11 protein-coding genes are annotated in these 17,829 nt (G+C 61.2%); all 11 read left to right on the plus strand.

What is annotated here, in order from left to right:
* Window positions 1–13 precede the first annotated feature (13 nt).
* The 11 genes from C8K66_RS01645 to C8K66_RS01695 all read left to right on the plus strand — a co-directional run bounded on the left by C8K66_RS01645 (window position 14) and on the right by C8K66_RS01695 (window position 17,799).
* A complete protein-coding gene (locus tag C8K66_RS01645) occupies window positions 14–2,641 on the plus strand; it encodes a type VI secretion system Vgr family protein (RefSeq protein ID WP_108524105.1) in 2,628 nt (875 codons plus the stop codon).
* Window positions 2,642–2,683: 42 nt separating this feature from the next.
* Window positions 2,684–5,278, plus strand: coding sequence for a pentapeptide repeat-containing protein (locus C8K66_RS01650; protein ID WP_108524106.1), 2,595 nt, complete (start codon window positions 2,684–2,686; stop codon window positions 5,276–5,278).
* On the plus strand, window positions 5,271–6,233 hold the full coding sequence (locus C8K66_RS01655; protein WP_108524107.1) for a pentapeptide repeat-containing protein: 963 nt from the start codon (window positions 5,271–5,273) through the stop codon (window positions 6,231–6,233). The genes C8K66_RS01650 and C8K66_RS01655 overlap by 8 nt, the downstream gene beginning before the upstream one ends.
* Window positions 6,230–6,877 carry a DUF3540 domain-containing protein gene (locus C8K66_RS01660; RefSeq protein ID WP_108524108.1) on the plus strand — a complete coding sequence of 216 codons (648 nt, stop codon included), beginning with the start codon at window positions 6,230–6,232 and terminating at the stop codon, window positions 6,875–6,877. Before C8K66_RS01655 ends, C8K66_RS01660 begins: the two co-directional genes overlap by 4 nt.
* Before the next feature lie 8 nt (window positions 6,878–6,885).
* Entirely contained in the window at window positions 6,886–7,290 is a 405-nt protein-coding gene (locus tag C8K66_RS01665) for a DUF4150 domain-containing protein (protein WP_026140301.1), read from the plus strand.
* Window positions 7,287–7,928 carry a type VI secretion system lipoprotein TssJ gene (gene tssJ / locus C8K66_RS01670; protein ID WP_017849109.1) on the plus strand — a complete coding sequence of 214 codons (642 nt, stop codon included), beginning with the start codon at window positions 7,287–7,289 and terminating at the stop codon, window positions 7,926–7,928. The genes C8K66_RS01665 and tssJ overlap by 4 nt, the downstream gene beginning before the upstream one ends.
* A 63-nt stretch (window positions 7,929–7,991) precedes the next feature.
* The gene (tssK, locus tag C8K66_RS01675) at window positions 7,992–9,374 is read left to right on the plus strand and encodes a type VI secretion system baseplate subunit TssK (protein ID WP_017849110.1); all 1,383 of its coding nucleotides are present in this window, start codon (window positions 7,992–7,994) and stop codon (window positions 9,372–9,374) included.
* On the plus strand, window positions 9,371–10,039 hold the full coding sequence (locus C8K66_RS01680; protein ID WP_046383451.1) for a DotU family type IV/VI secretion system protein: 669 nt from the start codon (window positions 9,371–9,373) through the stop codon (window positions 10,037–10,039). Before tssK ends, C8K66_RS01680 begins: the two co-directional genes overlap by 4 nt.
* Window positions 10,039–13,980 (plus strand): type VI secretion protein IcmF/TssM N-terminal domain-containing protein, encoded by a 3,942-nt coding sequence (locus tag C8K66_RS01685; RefSeq protein WP_108524109.1) that lies wholly within the window; start codon window positions 10,039–10,041, stop codon window positions 13,978–13,980. The genes C8K66_RS01680 and C8K66_RS01685 overlap by 1 nt, the downstream gene beginning before the upstream one ends.
* A complete protein-coding gene (locus C8K66_RS01690) occupies window positions 13,980–17,159 on the plus strand; it encodes a response regulator (RefSeq protein ID WP_256590882.1) in 3,180 nt (1,059 codons plus the stop codon). The genes C8K66_RS01685 and C8K66_RS01690 overlap by 1 nt, the downstream gene beginning before the upstream one ends.
* Window positions 17,152–17,799, plus strand: a complete 648-nt coding sequence (locus C8K66_RS01695; protein ID WP_079443819.1) for a response regulator — start codon at window positions 17,152–17,154, stop codon at window positions 17,797–17,799. The genes C8K66_RS01690 and C8K66_RS01695 overlap by 8 nt, the downstream gene beginning before the upstream one ends.
* Window positions 17,800–17,829 lie beyond the last annotated feature (30 nt).

A 17,829-nucleotide genomic window follows, 5' to 3' on the forward strand; every position in this document is an offset into this window, starting at 1 on the left:
CAAGGATTGATTGATGGCTCTCAATGATCATGCACTCTGCACTTTCGCCAGCCTGGCCCCCTCGCTGCTGCTCGAAACATTATGGGTGCAGCAGTGGCAGGGCGAGGAAAAGCTCTCTCAGCCCTATCGCTTCGAGGTTCGGCTGGCCACGATCAATCCATTGTTCGACGACGAAGCGCTGCTGGGCAACCGGGCGGTATTGACCCTGAGCGATGCGTTGGGGCAGCCGCATCCCTATCAGGGCGTGGTCACGGAGGTGGATTATCTCGACGCCGACTCCTTGTATTACTACTACCGCGTGGTGCTGGAACCGCGCTTCGTGCAGTTGCGGCATTTCCGCTTTTCGGAAATCTGGCTGGACAAAAGTCTGCCGGAGCTGATTCGCGACGTGCTCAAGTTGGCCGACCTGACTGTCGAAGGGCCGGGTATGAACGGTTTGCCCGGTTCGGCGTATGACTTCGATATCCGCCTGCCGCTGGCCGATGATCCGCTGACTCAGGCGACGTTTACCTGCCAGTTCGAAGAAACCAGCTTCGCCTTTATTTCACGTCTTCTTGAATATTTCGGCGTGTATTACTTCTTTGAACAGGGGCCTGACGGCGAGGCGCTGGTGTTCTGTGGCGACCGACTGTACCAGCCGCAACTCCCCAGCCTGCTGACCTATCGCCGCCAAGATTCGGAACTGGATGTAGGCCGGGTCCTGGCGGTGGCGCGGACCTTCGAGCGCAAACTCGTGCGGCAAGCGGCGGGGGTCACGCTCCAGGACTTTTCCGCGAGCAACGCGCAGTTGAAGTTAGAGGTCAATGCTTCGGTGGCAGCTGCCAGCCTTGGCGCAGATGCCTCAACCGCACAACGAGAGGCCGTCTCTGGTTCGTCTGTATTTATCGGCGGGCAAGGGTTGTATGGCGAACACTTCGGTTCGCTCGAACAGGGGCAATGGTTGGCCAATCGCCGCGCCCAGGCCATCGGTTGCCGTCAACGGGAGTTTCATGGCAGCGGTCGAGCCACGGGGTTGCGCGCCGGTTATCCGATGCTGTTAGTCGGCCACCCGCGTCCGCTGTTCAATGCCGGTTATCAGGTGATTGAAGTTCACCACGACGGTTATCAGCCGTTGCCGGGCCTCGGCTCGGAGGGGGAAGGGCCGGGGCAGGGGATCAACACGCGGTTTATCGCCTTGCCCGGCGACGTGCAGTTCCGCGCACCCTGTGTGACACCGCGGCCTTATGTGCAGGGCGTGCTCAGTGCGGTGGTGGATGGTGATGAAGATACCGGTCGGCCGCTGCTCAATGAGCATGGTTGCTACAGGGTGAGTTTCCCGTTCATTCGCGGTGAGAAGAATGCGACGCGTGGTTCGGCCTGGTTGCGTATGGCCACGCTGTCCAGTGGTTCGAGCCACGGCATGAATTTCCCACTGCTCAAAGGCACGGAAGTGCTGGTTTCGTTCTTGGGCGGCGACCCGGACCGCCCGGTGATCACCGGTAGTGTGCCCAACTCCGAGAATCCCAATGTGGTCACCGGCGAAAACGCGACCCAAAGTGGCTTGAGCACTCCCGGTGGGCATTTGTTTGCGATGGAAGACAGCCCGTCCGGGCCGATGATGAAGATGGGGGCGTCCACCGGTTGTAGTTTTACCTTGGGTGAGGGCGATGTCAGTGGGGCGCATTTGCGCACGGACAAGCATATGCAGCTGGCGTCCAGTTCGTATAAGCATCAGGTGCCAGGTGTTTATTGGCAATCCATAGGGGGAGGGCATGCGCCGGCCCCGGTGGCGGGGACGAGCTCTTCAGAGAGTTTGATGGGTGCCAACTTTAAAGATCGGCCTCCCACTCCCGCAAGTAGCAGCAAGCTTGCCTCCGCGCCAAGCACAACAAATAGCGCATCAGAGAAAAGCGGATTTGATAATTTCAAAGACGCAATAACCAACCCAAAGCTGAGCACAAAATTAGACGTTACAACTTCAATGCTTCAATTGAAGGGTGACGTAAATATAGCCAGCGGAAGTCTCTCTCTCTACGGGGTTGGCGTGTCAGTGAAACTTGGATTGGTTTCGCTTTCGGCCGACTACAGTTTGTATAAGAAAAGCGTTGGCAACAGTGCCTGGGAGTATCATAAGGCGAGTATTAAAAATTCAGAATATCTGAAAGGAATGCATATAGTTCGAGCATCCAACTCAAAGATGGAGTTGAAGAATACAGATATTTACTGCCATGAAAATGTAACCTCATATGAGATTAAGCTGGGTGGGAATAGCATACTTATCAATGCGGCAGGGATTGTCATAAAGTCGGACAAGATTATACATCTTGAAGGCCAGGTGCATGTTACTGGTGATGTTCTTGTGGATGGGGATTTAGAAGTTTGCGGTAACGCCTTTTTTAATAAGTTCATGAGAGTCAGCGGCACAATAGTGGGTGCAACGATCACGTCGGATCAAGTACAGGAGTTTCCGTGTTTTGAACTAGCCCCCAGCCCCAGCCTGTTAAGTCTGAAGCTAGCATCACGCCCAAGTCTTGCTGCAGTGAAAGTGGCCGCGGGCGGAGCCAATGCGGTTGTAAACGGCGCCGTTGACCTGCTTGATGGCGCCGCCGATGCGGTCGCGGCAGCGGGCGATGCTGCTGCACCGCCCGCTGCCGCGCCGTGATACGGAAAAAAAGAGGCGTAAGTTTCCTATTCGGAGAGTCCGATGCAGCTCAAATGTGAACAGGCCAGCCTTTTATTGCTCGCCAATGCCAAACCACTGGACCTTCATTGCGTGGTCGTCACCCTGGGTCTGCTGGTGGACGCTGAAGATCAGGTAATGGCCGCTGGGGAAACTTGGGCCTGGTTAACCGAGCGACTTGGCAAGCAGATGCTTGATCGGGGTTTAAAGAAAAGTCGAGGCACCTTTGCCGTACAGGGTAAGGCTTATCCGTTGACCGATGTGCAACGGGGTGGCATGGCGGTGCGGGTGCGTCTGGGGGATATGGAAAAAACATTGCATGTACTCGCGCCGCGGCAATGGCGCAAAGGGCCTCTGGGTTGGACGTCCGTTGTGAGCGGTCAACTGGATAACCTGCCGTTGGACTTTGAAAGCGCTTATGGCGGTAATAAGTGGCCAGATAATCCGACAGGCAAAGGCCATTATCCGGAGGTGGACGCCGCGCAAGGAATGCCGTTGGCACAACTGGAAGTGGCGAATGCCACAGTTGTTGACCCCGATGATCGGCCAGCCCTGGCGAGTTTTTTGCCATTGCCAGTACAAAGCGCTGAGCGCCGCCAGTATATGGGCACCCTTGACGAGCATTGGACTGCTTATCGCGCCCCATTCTTACCTACGGATACTGATGCGCGCTGGTTCGATGAAGTGGCGCAGGACCAATGCAACGCCGGTTTTTGGCGTGGCGACGAAGCCTGGTCGATCTCAGGCATGCACCCTACCGAGGCCAGGGTCGCCGGGCGATTGCCGGGCCTGCGGCCACGGCTGTTTATTGAGCGTGCGGATAAGCGTGTACCCGTTACCGAAATGTCGATGGACCTGGATACGGTATGGCTGTTCCCTGATGCGCAAAGTGCTCTTCTGCTGTACCGCGTCGAAGTACCGGTACTCGATATAGATGCGCAAGATATCGTCAAATTGGCTATGGCCCTCGAGCGAGCGGGTGATCCAGTGCTGGACGCGCAAGTCTGGATTGAGCGGCTTTGGCCACGCCCTCCCGTCGAGTCGGTCAAGGTTGCGCCTGTCGAACCAACCCCGTTCGACTCCGGGCCGATAATCGCCAGTTTGCAGGCCGTTGCGGATGCGCAATATGCAGAGTTAAGCGCAACTCATGAGCAGTGCATGCAATACGCTCAGATGATGGCGACTCGCATGAACCTGCCTTTCAACCCAACCGATTACCCACCATCAGCGAAAACGGACTTTACGGTTCTGATGCGCGAACCGATGCGCCCCCTCAAGCCCTTTGACCCCGAGGCATTGGCGCTGGAAATTGATTCGGAAATCGCCAAGGCTAAGGCCCAAGGCATGGAGTATGCCCAGCAGATGATGACCCGGCTGGGCATAGATGCAGAGCAAGCGTTGGCGCGTGCTAAACAGCCAGCACCGAAGGTCGATATCATGGACATGCTTGAGCGCCTGGAGCTGCCTCCAGACCAGCAGGCGCAAGCCAAGGAAAAACTGACTGCCGCCATAGCAGAGTCTCAAGCCGTGGAAGCTGAGATAGACCGTGTTTTAAGCGCCATGAACCAAGCGCTGGCGGCTGATCGAATCCAATTCGCCCCCATTCTCCCGCTTCCTGAATACTGCAGTCTGACCCGTGAGCGGCTGCTGGCATTGCACGCGGCAGGTAAGACGCTGCAAGACCTCAGTTTGGAGAGCCTTGATCTTTGCGAAATCGATCTGAGCAGCGCTGACCTGAGAAATACCACTTTTATGAGCTGCAAGCTCAATGGCACTCGACTGCAGAACGCCGATCTGAGCCACTGTCAGTTCATCGACTGCGACTTGGGTGCTTCGGATCTGAGCAAGGCGCGCTTGCAGGACGCAATGTTTCATAGGGTTCTATGCCAAGGCGCTTCGTTCTGCGGCACCAGCTTGATCGATATCCGCGCTCAGAACTGTGATTTCTCCGCTGCTGATTTCACCGAAGCCAACCTGCAACAAGCCCAACTCAACGAATGCAGCCTCGACAAGGCTCAACTGAGCAACGCCAATCTAAGCAAACTACGCCTCAATAAATGCGACCTGAGCGGCGCACGACTCACCGACAGCAACCTGCACAAAGCCAAGCTCTACGACTGCACACTGGACGCGACGGACATGCGCCGCGCCAACCTCAGCAAAGCCGATTTCGCCAAGGTGGTGGGCCGCGACCTGGACTTGCGCGAGTGCAACCTGCAGAACCTGCGCCTGGCCGCTCACTGCGTTTTGCCGGGTGTGCGCCTGGACGATGCCGACCTGACCGCTGCCAGTTTTCAAGACGCCGATCTGAATCACGCCAGCCTGCGCGGCGCACGGCTTAACGACGCGCTGCTGAGCGGTTGCGACCTGAGTGATTCCGACGGTGTCGGGCTGGTCGCGCAAGGTGCCTACCTGTCGGGATGTGACTTGAGTCGCGCTGATTGGTCTGGCGCCAACCTGCTTAACGGCCGCTTGCGCAAGGTATGCCTGGAGCAGGCCAACCTCAGTGGCAGCAACTTGCATGGCTTGGCCAGTGACGCTGTACACGGCAGCGGTGTGCGCCTGGAGCAGGCATTGATGACGCGCTGCCGACTCAAGGAGAGCCTGACTCATGCTTGAGGTATTAAGTGCCGAGCGTCTAAGGGCATTGCTGGCTGATTGGCAGCCCTTGCGCGCGTTGAATCTGGCCGGTGGCGACTATCGCGGTGTCGATTTGAGCAACGCGCGGCTGGAACAAGTGGATGCGCGTGGCGCGCAATTCAATGGCGCCATGCTGACCCAAAGCCACTGGAAAGACTGCCGCCTGGACGGCGCCGATTTTTCCGACAGCACCGCGGACTCGTTGTACATGAACGGGTGTTCATTGCAGGGCGCATTGTTCACGAATGTGCGTTGGAACAAGACCAGTTGGGCGCAATGCCACGGCGAGGATCTGGATCTGTCGGGCGCGCAGCTACAGGCTTTTACACTCGCGGAGTGCCGCGTACCGCGTATCAGGCTGGCAGCCGCCCAGTTGAGCAAATCCCAATGGAACCGCTGCGATCTGACGGGCCTTGATGCCCAGTCGGCGCATTTTGCGAAGGCACGGTTGATCGATTGCCAACTCGATCAGGCGCGCTTCGGTCTGGCGTCGTTGCAGCAGTGTGCCTTCGACGAATCGTCGTTGAGCGGGGCCGATTTTCATGCCGCGCAGGCCGAGGGCGCGTCGTTCTACCGTAGCAAGGGAATCGCGCCGATGTTTGCCGGTGCCCATCTCAAGGGCGCTCTGTTCAATGCCAGCCATTTTGACTCGGTCGATTTCAGTGATGCCGTTCTGGAGATGGCCATCCTGATCGACGCCCAGATGCCAGGCGCGCGCTTTGACCGCGCCCTGTTGCGTTATGCCGACTGCACCGCGTTGCTTGCGCCACGCGCCTCGTTCGTCGCCGCCGACGTGACCGGCATGAATGCCCATGCCGCTGATTTCACCCAGGCCGACTGGCAGCAGAGCAACCCCCAGGCCATCCAGCCCGTAGATACCGAACGCCTCGCCGCCGAGCAATGGCAGCCTGCCTCTTTAGGAAAATCGAGATGAATGAAGCCCCGCAGTATTGCGATGCCGCTGCTCAATTGCGTCATGCGCAGGTCAACGCACTGGATGGCGAGCGTTTCGGCGTGGTCAGCAGCGATGGCCGCCGCTATTGGCTAAAACCCGCATTCGGTTGCCTGGTGCGTCCGGCAGTGGGGGACAAGGTGTTGGTCAGCCTGGACGCGCAAGGCGGTTACATCCTTAGCGTGCTGGAACGCGCCATCGCTCAACCGGCGCGTATGCATCTGGAGGGTGACCTGCATTTGAGCCTGCCCGCCGGCGCGCTGAGCATTCAGGCCCGCGACGGTGTGAGCCTTGATGCCGGTCTCGCATTACGGGTGTGCGCCGAGCAGGGCAGTGTGCAGATGCAGCGTGCCCATCTGACTGTCGGCACCCTGGCCATGAGTGGCGAGCATCTTCAGAACCACTGGGTCGAGCGCCACGACAGCAGCGTGTATCACCGCGAAAAGGCTGTGCGCCACGAGGCGGATTTTGCTGACAGCCGCCGTCGCGTCGAAGGCCATGAAGAACTTCATTCCGGCTCCTTGCGCCAGCGCGTGCGCGATGACTGGAGCGTGCAGGCCGACACGCTGGACCTGAATGCACAACGTAGCGTTGCCATTGATGGCGACAGCATCAAGCTGGGGTGAGATCGATTATGTATATGCTCAATAACGGCGGTGCGATGGCGCTGTCCACGGTGCCCGATATCTGCAAGACGCCCGTTCCGCCCGCCGGGCCAGTGCCATTGCCTTATCCCAATGCTGCCGATACCAGCGCCGCGGACCCGGGTGGGTTGGTGATGGACGTGCTGGTGGACGGCATGCCAGCGATGAATATGTCGAGCAAGGTGTTGATGACCAGTGGCGATGAAGCGGGCGTGGCCGGTGGCGTCACCAGCGGCAAGGTCAAGGGTGAAATGATCTTCATCGATGGCAGCACCAAAGTGATGGTCGCCGGTAAGCCCGCCGTGCGTGTCACCTGCCAGACCATGCACAACGCCAATAACACCATGGGGACGGTTTCGCAGCCGAGCCAGACCGCTGTGCTGGTGATGGCGTGAGCAGCGCGGGGCGTGCGCCCTCCATCAAGTTTTCCATGGGCGGACTGGCCCTGTGCATCCTGCTCGCCGCCTGCAGCAGCCAGGACCTCACCCCCGAGCAAAAGGCCCTCACCGCGCTCAAATGGGACTACACCGAAAACGCCATCGAGCTGAGCTTCACCGCCGACAACGACCTCAATCAGTACGACGGCCAGGCGCATAACCTGTTGGTGGTGGTCACGCAGTTCGATCAGATCAGTGCGTTTTCCGCCTACACCGGCAGTTCCCAGCAACTGAGCAGCCTGCTGCTGATGAACAGCGCGCCGCCCGGGATGATCGGGCTGACGCGGCTGTTTATCGAGCCGGGCCAGACCCGCCAGTTGAGCCTGCCGCGACTGGAGGGCGCGAAGATGGTCGGTATCGCCGCCGGTTACGCGCACCTGGACCCGACGCGCAGCGTCAAGCTCTATCAGATCGGCGTCGACGTGACGTCGACAGGGTTTTTCAGCAAGACCTGGACCGCCACACCGCGCCCCATCGCCATTGACCTGCTCGTCGGGCCCGATGCGCTGTTGCGTGGCAAGGAGAGTCGCCTGGCGTTGCCCAAGCCGGTGCAGCCCCGAGAGGGTGAGGTGCGCCTGCCCGGCGCACAGGACTGAGCTGCTTGCCGTGAGCGTTGCAGTGGCCACGCTTTTTCAATTTTTTGCCTGAAACCGAGCCCTATGAATATCGATCAGTTGTTGTATTGGCACCAGGGCTTGTTCCTCCAGCCTCAGCATTTTCAACAGAACGATGCGCGTATCGAGCATCGTCTGACCCGGACCACAGAGTTGAACCATCCGTACCCGTGGGGTTTGATCTCGCTGAAGATCAACGAGCCCGCGCTGGTTGCCAAACAGTGCCTGCTGGAGCAATTGTCGGTGCGCTTTGCCGAAGGCACGCTGGCCGAATATCCGGGCAATGCGATGCTGGAGTCGCGCACCCTTGACCTCGGCGAATTCAGTGGCGGCCGCACGCTGTTTGTGGGGCTACGCCGCTTGCTGCCGGGGGACGCCAACGCGCAGGTGTTCGAGACACTGTCGGCGGGGTCCCGGGCCGAAGCGCGCTTTATCGTGGCGGCCGATCCGGAAGTGATCGGTGACCGTCTCGGCGACTCCCCGGAAGCGCGGGTGCGCCCCATGTCCTATGTGTTGCGGCTGTTCTGGGACGATGAGTTGGAGCATCTGAGCGCCTACGAGCTGCTGCCGATTGCACGGCTTGAGCTAGACGGTGATCGCCTCCGGCCGGCCCAACGCTACGTGCCGCCGTCGGTCAATCTGGCCGCATCGCCGATGCTCCTGCAAACCTTGCGCGAAGTCCGCGACGAACTGGTCGGCCGGGCGCGGCAGTTGTCGGTGTACAAGCAGCCGGGGGAGTCGCGGCGGGGCGATCTCGACGCGGCCCAGGTCAACCACCTGATGGCCCTGGCGGTACTGAATCGCTATGGCCCGTTGCTGACGCATTTGCTGGAAACCCCGCAGGTGTCGCCATGGCAGCTTTACGGCACCCTGCGCCAACTTGTTGGTGAGTTGAGTCTGTTTTCCGATGTCTGCGACATGCTCGGCGAAACCCCGGATGGCCGTCTGTTGGTGCCGGCCTACAAGCATGAGGACGCGGGCGCGGCGACGATCGCACTGGTGGCCCTGATCGGCCAGCAGCTCAATGAGATCAGCATCGGCTCAGAGTTGCTGGTCCACCTGCAACTGCAGGAAGGGTTTTATCAGGCCCCGTTGCCGGACGCGTTTTTCGGCGCGCGGCATCGTTACTATCTGGTGGCGCGCAGTCTGGTCGATCCGGTGTGGCTGGCCGAGTGCCTACCGTTGGATGGCAAGCTGGGAGCTCTCAGCGTCATGCAAGGCCTGGTCAACCGCGCGTTGCCCGGGGTTGAGTTGATCTATCTGCAGGTTCCGCCCCAGGGCTTGCCGCGGGTGGCCGGCGCGTTGTACTTCCGCCTGGAAACGCTGAGCGAGGGTTGGGAAACGCTGCAGCAGGAGCGTCAGGCGGCGTTCTTCCTGCCCCAGCCGCCGGCTGACCTGAGTATCGACCTGGTGGTGGTTCGCACATGATCAATCCCCGCCTGGCTGACTGCTGGATGTCGAGTTTCGAGGCTGCCAAGCGCGGCTTCGTTGATCCGGCACAGTCCTATGAGACGCTTGCGCCGGCGCTCATCGTGCAGCTCGATGGCGCCGCCAATCGGGCCCGCGAGCTGCACTTTGCCGAAGCCGAAGTGCGCGAGGCGCTGTTCGCAGTGGTCGCCTGGATCGACGAAGCGGCCATGTCCGGCGAATGGCCCGGGGCGGCCGAATGGCGGCGGGCGCCGTTGCAGCGCCACTATTTTTCCACCAGTCGTGCCGGTGTCGAGTTCTTCCAACGCCTGGAGGCTTTGCCCGAGGCGGCGGTCGGTGCCCGCGAGGTCTTCGGCCTGGCCTTGCTCGGCGGTTTCCAGGGGCGTTACGCGACCCGCCCGGGTGGTGAACTGATGCAATACCGCCGGCTTTGCCTGGAGCGGATCATTCTCGATCGGCAGATGGTGCCGCTGGATGCCAACAGCCATCTCTTCGAACAACCCGAGGACCACCTGCCAACGCGCCTGCGTGTGGTGCGCCGGGGCTTGCCCGGTCTTTCGCTGCTGTTGCTGATCGGGGTGCCGTTGATTCTGTTGACCGTGCTTTACATCAGTTTCGATCTCTCGCTGGGTCGACAAGTCAGCCAATTGCTGGAGATGCGCTGATGTTGAAGAAAGCAGGGGTGTTGTTGCTCTGGGTGCTGCTGCTGGCGTGCATCGTGCTATTGCTCTGGGGCCTGGCGCTCTACAAAAGCTGGCCATTGTGGTACGTGCCGCTGATTTGCATCGTGACGCTGTTGGTGGTTTTTTGCCTGCGCGGGGTCGGGCGACGCTGGTATGCCTGGCGCTTGCGTCGCCGGATGAACAGCGAGTTGCCCCAGAGTCGTCGCGATGAAGCGCCGGCGCTTGATCAGGACTGGAACAGCGGCGTGCAAATGTTGCGCCAGTCGCGCCTGAGTCGATTGGGTTCACCGTTGTATGTGCTGCCCTGGTTCCTGACGCTGGGCGAGAGTGGCAGCGGGACCCGGCGGTTGCTGGGCAACAGCGGGCTGACCTCGGCCTTGCGTTCGACCCGCGGTGGAAAGCCAGCGGCCTCGACTGGCACTCTGGACTGGTGGTTCCTTGAGCGTGGCGTGATCATTGACCCCGCCGGCCGCATGGCGGAGGGCAACAGCGACGCCGGCCCGGAATGGCGACGGTTGCTGTACTGGCTGCTGCGTTCGCGGCGCCGCGAACCCCTCAACGGTGTACTGCTGGTGATCGACTGCCAGCGCTTGTTGAGCGACTCCGATGCGCGCCTGGCCGAGCAGGGACACAATCTGCGCCGCCGCCTGGATGATCTGGTGAAGGTCTTTGGTGCCCGTCTGCCGGTGTATTTCATCATTACCGGTGCCGAAGCCTTGCCGGGCTTCACCCAGTGGGCTTGCGCTCTCACGCCGCCACAACGCGAGCAACCGTTTGGCCTGCTCAGCCAACAGCGCACGGGGGCGGCGCAGGTGTTTCTCGAAGAGATGTTCAGCGGGCTTGGCCAGCGTCTGTTCGACCTGCGCATCGAGTTGGGCGTGCGTGGCCTGCCGGATGAAGAAGCTTTCAGCCTGCCGGAGCGCATCGTTGAACTGCGCTCGCGTCTCCAGCATCTGCTGTTACCCGCGTTTGACGCCAACCCCTACAGTGAGTTGCCGCTGCTCTGCGGGCTGTTCCTGACCGCGCAAGGGCAAGAGGCAGACGGCACAAGCGAAGGCTGGTTCAGTCATGAGTTGCTGGGCAGGCTTTTGCCTGCGCAACGCCACGCCTATCAGCCCATCGATAGCTGGCATCGCTGGCGCAGGCTGTTGGCCCACGCCGCAGTCATCGGCTGGCTGGGGCTGTGTATCGGCTTTGGCGCATTGCTGGTGTATGCCGACCACCACACTCAAGCCGTGCTCACCGACGCGCTGGACGAGCCGCCAGCGGCCGAGGACTTCAACGGTGGGCTGGAGAGCGACCTGGATGCGCTGCGTCGGTTTCGCCAAGCGTTGATCAGCTTATCTGACCAGCAGCAGGGCGGATGGCATGGTTTGCTGCCGTTCTCACGCCATATCGAACAGGTCCAGGAGCACTACCGCTCTGACTACGTGAGGTTGTTCGACAGCGAAATACGCACGCCGGTATTCGATGGTTTCATTTCGCAGAACCTGCGCGGCGCGTTGAACAGCGGCGATCCACGGCTGATTGCCGCTTATGCCGAATTCCTCGTGCGCCGGATCAACCTGCTCGATGCCCGCCTGAATAACCAGTCGATGGATAACTTGCCGCTGCCGGGTTCCGAGGTGGGTTTCCTGAACTTGACCTACGGTTCCAAGGAAGCAACCAGCGCCGGGCAACTGGTCACCCTGGGGAGCAGCTATCGCTCCTATCTGGAGTGGCAAACCGATATGGCGCAGATGCAGGGCCAACGCGCCGCCTTGCTGGGCCAGCTGGAGAGCATGGGGCTTGAAGGACGCCCCCTGACGTGGCTGAAAGCCTGGGCGGAACTGCAGGGCAATCTGCAACCGATCCGGCTGACGGAATACTGGAGCGATAGCGATAACCCGGGGTTGAGTCTTTCCGGTGCCTATACGTTGCAAGGGCACAGCGCGATTTTTGCGTTCATGGATGAACTCGGCCTCGCCAGCCGTGACAGCGCGTTGTGGAAGACACAGCGGGTGAAATTCCTCGATCAGTACCAAAGCGATACCCAGGACGCCTGGTATCGGTTTATCCAGGGCAGCCTGCTCAGTGCACAGACACGTTTGAAGACGCGCAGTGACTGGCAATTGGCCCTGAGTGTGGTCGGTACGCCCAATGATCCGTTCCTGAAGCTGTTGCATCGCAGTGCCGAACGGTTTGCCTTGATCCCGCCCGAACAGCGGGCACCTTGGGCGAGCCGCGCGGTGTCGCTCGATCGTTTGCTTGAACTGGCCAGTAACAACGATCTGCATGCCGAAGCGGGGGCGCTGGGCAGTCTGAAAATCACCAATGCTCTGGGCGGTGATGTGCTCAAGGGCGTGGCCAGTGGCGGTTCGATCGAGAGTGGCGTCAACGGCTTGCGCGACGAGTTGACCCAAGCCCGTGCCTTGGCCAGGTTCCAACAGTTGATGAAAGGTGTGGTGGCCGATCTGCAGAAAAGCGATGCACAAGCGTTCCAGGTGGCCGTGGAGACGTGGGGCTTCGGCGCCGATCCTTCGGTGAAGTCCGCACCGCTCTGGGAAGCCGACAGCGTGCGCAGCGCCTTGATCCAGGCGCTGAAGGGACCGGACCCGCGTGAAGATGCGGTCTGGGCGTTGGCCACCGGCCAGTTGGATTTCTCCTCGCATTACGCCGCCGAAGTGGCGGCCTGCCGCCTGCAAGGCGACTGGAGCGGGCAGTTGCTCAGCTCGATTCAGGGCGTGCAGGACCCGGTCATGCTCAACGAGCTGCTGTACGGCGAGCGCGGTCAACTGCCGGCCTTTATGAGCGGAGCGGTGAAAACCTTCGTGCAACGCGATGTGCAGCGCTACAGCGGACGGGAGGCGCTGGGTGTGCAAATTCCGCTGACCGGTGCGTTCTACGCCTATGTCAGCCGCATGCAGCATGCGCGCAACGATCTGCTCGGTGCCGAGCGACAGAGTCAGGCCCAGCAGGCCACGGAGCAGCAAAGCCGACAGGCACTGGAAGCCGAGCAAAAAGGCCTTGTGGCGCAACGGGCGGAGCTCAAGCAGAGCATCGCCATACTGCAGGCCACCGCGGCGGTGGTGGAATTGTCCGCCGCGCCGTCGCAGGTCAACCTTGGTGCCCGTTCGCTGCCCCAGCAGACGCGCCTGACGCTGCAATGCAGTGGCCGTTCGACGGTACTGGACAACTTCAACTTCCCCACCAGCGCCAGCTTCGTCTGGGCGCCGGGGGCCTGTGCCGATGTCGCCCTGGAGATCAGCTTCGCCAACTTCAAGCTGACCCGGCACTGGACCGGAGACCGCGCGTTCGTGGACTTCCTGCGGCTGTTCAACGGTGGGCAACACACCTTCAGCGCCGACGATTTCCCCGGCCAGCGCAATTTGATGGGCAGTGAGAATCTCATCGGCATCCAACTGACGTACCGCCAGGAAGGCGAACAGGTGTTGCTGGACAAGTACGACCAGGCCGACCAAATGCAGCGCGAGGCCAATCTCATCGATGCACGCTTGAGTGCCACCGCCGAACAGTTGGCAGCGATGGATACCCAGGCCGCCGCGACGAATGTGCGACTGGCTGCCCTCGGTTCACCGGTCGAACAGGGGGTCGCGAGTATTCAACCGCCGACCCAGATTGCCTGGTGCTGGACGCCCCGGCCCGTGGTAACGGGGCTGTCGGCAGGTGAAGGGCTGCGCTTGGATCTTGGCACCTATGGCAACGAGACGCGCTTGAAGAACCTTGAGGAACAGCTGCGTATCCTCGGCTTGACCAGCCGGCGCGAAGCCACGCAGGCGATAACGGGTGACAAGGTGACGCGGTTGCTGGTGGTGGCGCTGCGTGACGACGCGGCTGCGCAACGGGCGATCCGCGATATTGGGCGCAAAATGGGCGTGGCCGCCACGCTCGACAGTGCCGCCGCCAGTAAGGTCGACCTGTGATGAAGGGGTGGCGCGCGTCATTGGCGCTGCGCATTACCTGTGTGCTGGCGCTGGTGCTGGCGTTGAGTTGGTGCGTAGCCGCCGGGCTTAGCGCCTGGCGCACGTATGAACAACTGCAAGGCAAGGCGCTGGACGATCTCAGCCAGCGCCTGGCGTTGCTCTCCAGTGTCGACAATGACGATTTTCGCGATGCGGAGGAGGGCGCCAGACGACTCATGTCACGCTGGAACGGCGGCGCGGTAAACGAGTTCGGCAGCAACATTTTCCAGCGCAGCACCCTGCATTGGGTGCTCAACCCGCCCGGGCAGGGCGCCACGGACACTGCCGCCGCCACTGAGCGGTTGGCCCGCGCCGCTTCCGCAGCCGAAGCATTCGGCACGGCCGGCCAGGCGATGACCGTCGATACGTTTTTCTATTTTCCCGACGCGGGGGCGGCTTTTTCCACGCAAGTCGATATTCCTTCGGGCTTCGCCCAGGCCCGGGCGACCCATTTGCGGGCGCTGTTCGAGGGGCTGCCGGCAGGTGGGCCCGAGGTTGTGTGGGACGGCCCCTATTACGAGCCGTTGCTGGGCCGCCAGTTGATCAGCGTTGCGATGGTCGCCCGGGATGCATCGGGCAAGCCATTGTTCATGACCGGCTATGAACTGAAGCTGGATGAGCGATTGGCCCGTATCGGGCAGTTGCTCAATGGCTATCCCAGCCTGTTGCTGGATGCACAGGGTCAGCGCATTGCCGACCTTTCCGGCAATACGCTGGGGGCGGTTTCCCACGACAGGCTCAAGCAACTGATCGCGGATTTACCTGCGGCAGTCGGCTTCCCGCAGATCGGCCGCTTTGACGCCGACACGCCGATGATCGTCGCTCACCTGCCGCAACCGGATTGGTATCTGTTGACGCTGTATCCGCAAGCGCAACTGCGCGCCGGCGCGTTGGGCCTGATTCTTGCCGAGGTACCTTTTGCGATTGTCGGCTTTATCCTGCTGGCCCTTGGTTTGCTCTGGGTGTTGCATCGCGAGTTGGCGCAGCCGCTGGCCCGGTTTGCGCGGGAAATCGAAGAGACCGCTCGCGGCGACGACCTGTCGCGTCGTTTACCAGAGGCACGCACCGATGAGTTGGGACGCTTCGCCAGGGCGTACAACCGCTTGCTCGATGCATTGCAGGCCGAGCAGGCCGGGCTGGAGCACCTGGTGGAGGTCCGCACCCAGGAACTACAGGGCGCCCGGGATATGGCCAACCAGGCCAACCAACTCAAGGGGCAGTTCCTGGCCAATATGAGTCACGAGATCCGTACCCCGATGAACGCGGTCATCGGCATGAATCACTTGCTGGCGGATACGTTGCTCACGGCGCAACAACAACATTTTGTCACGGCCATCCGTGAGCATTCCGAAGCCTTGCTGGCGCTGATCAGCGACATCTTGGACTTTTCCAAAATCGAATCGGGCAACCTGAATATCGAGCAGGTCGAGTTCGATCTGACCGAAGTGCTGGAAGATGTCACCGAACTGTTGGCGCCGCGCGCAGCGGAAAAGGGCCTGCGCATGATCTGCCATATCGCCACCGATGTACCGGGGCAGGTGATCGGCGATCCGTGGCGACTGCGGCAGATTCTGCTCAATCTGCTGAGTAACGCGGTCAAGTTCACGGCCAGCGGCTCGATTCGCCTGCTGGTCTGGCGGGGGGATGGCGACCTGCTCGGATTTCAGGTGATCGATACCGGCATCGGTATCGCGCCATCCGCACAGCGCTCGGTGTTTGAGGCGTTTTTGCAGGCCGATGCCTCGACCACCCGAAACTACGGCGGTACCGGGTTGGGCTTGTCCATCAGCCAGCGTCTGGCCGGCTTGATGGGCGGCGGTATCGCGTTGCACAGCCAACCGGAAGTGGGTTCGACCTTTGCACTGACCTTGCCCTTGCCGCAGTGTCCGGCGCGCGCGGCCGACGCCCCGAGGTTGTGGGGGCTGCGGACCCTGGTGGTGGATGAGCACGCCGATGAACGCGGGGCATTGATGGAGATGCTCGGCCAGTGGCAGATGCTGTGCCAGGAAGCGGCGTCTGCCGAAGAAGCACTGAGCCTGATGCACGAGCAGGCGCAATTGGGTGTCCGGTTCGACTTGGTATTGGTCAATTGGCGCCTGCCGCGGGTCGATGGTGTCGAGTTCGCCGACCTGTGCCGTGCAGCCCCGGCGTTGGCAACCGCGCGTATTGTGCTGATGGCCTCGCAGGTCGAATCACTGCCGTCCGCCGATGAACTGCGCGCCCATGGCCTGGCTGCGTGCGTTGTCAGGCCACTGCGTCGCCAGCATTTCTATCGCACCTTGTGCGAGGTGCAGAGCGGCGCAACGCCGACGCTCTGCGAAACGGCCTCGCCGCTGCGCAGCCTGGAGCGGCATGACGTCAGCCTGGATGTCCTGGTGGTCGATGACATCGCCACCAATCGCGAGATTACGCAGTTGTTCCTGGAGCGTTTCGGCCATCGCGTCGCTCATGCCCGCGACGGTGTCGAGGCCCTGGAAATACTCGGCCGGAAGATCTTCGATGCGGTCTTGATGGACGGGCAAATGCCGCGAATGGATGGCATGGAGGCGGTTCGTCAATTGCGTTCGGGGCAGCGCCCAGTGCTGGATGAGGATGTTTACGTCATCGCCTTGACCGCCAATGCCATGAGCGGTGACCGGGAACGTTTCATCGAAGCCGGCGCCAATGACTATCTCGCCAAGCCCGTGCTACCGACGCAGCTGTTCGATGCGATCACGCAGGTGATTGCGCGCCAGCAGGCACGCGGGATGGAGTTGCGCAGCGTAGAGCCCACTGCACCGAGACTGGCACGGACCGTACCGCCGCTGACGCCTCTCCAGGAACAAGATCCACTCCGCGCACCTCGTCTGCAGCGTTTGTTCATGGCGGACTGCCAGGCCTTGCTGGTTCGGCTCAAGGAGGCGGTCGCGCAGGTCGATCATGCCGAAGCTGCGCGTATCGCCCATAGCCTCAAGGGAAGTGCCGGGCAATTCGCTGAAGCAGCGTTGGAGGCGTCGGCTGCGTTGATGGAACGGGCCGCCGCTGACGCGGATACCGCCACGATGGTCGCTGCGCTGTTGCAACTGGAAATGCATGGTCTGACCCTGGCTGCGCGTCAGCCCGGCCTCTCTGAAAAAACTGGAAACCCTGACGATGCCTGAGTGCCGTTTACTGCTGGTGGATGACCACGCGATGATTCGCGAAGGGTTATGTGCGCTGCTGGCCGATGTGCCTGAGCTGAACGTGGCTGGCGAGGCTGAAGACGGTCAGCAGGCCGTCGCCATGTGCCGCGCCTTGCAACCCGATCTGGTGTTGATGGACCTGAATATGCCGTTGCTCGATGGCGTCTCGGCCCTGACCCTGATAGCCAGGCGCTGGCCGGCCATCCTGATCATCGCCCTGACTTCCACGGTCTCCGAGCATAACGCCGCGTTGGCGCTGGAAGCCGGCGCGGTCGGCTATGTGCTCAAGCGAAGCCGCCGCGAAGATTTGCTCCAGGCGATCGCCCAGGTGCGCGCGGGGAGAATCTATATCGATGCCGGTCTCGATGCGGCTCAAGTCATGGCACTACGCGGCGCTGGGCACACGGCCAGCGGTGTCGGCCTGACCGGGCGAGAACGCCAGGTCTTGAAGCTGGTCGCCGAAGGCGCGCGTAATCGCGACGTTGCCGAGATCTTGTGTATCGGCCTCAAAACCGTAGAGACCCATCGGCTCAATCTGATGAAAAAACTGGACGCACACAACGCTGCCGATATGACCCAGTGGGCTTATCGGCTAGGTCTGCTTGGAGAGGATCAATAACCGGCGTTGTGCTCTTGCTCAGTGGTCGCG

Source organism: Pseudomonas sp. GV105, assembly GCF_003058185.1.
Classification (GTDB): Bacteria; Pseudomonadota; Gammaproteobacteria; order Pseudomonadales; family Pseudomonadaceae; genus Aquipseudomonas; species Aquipseudomonas veronii.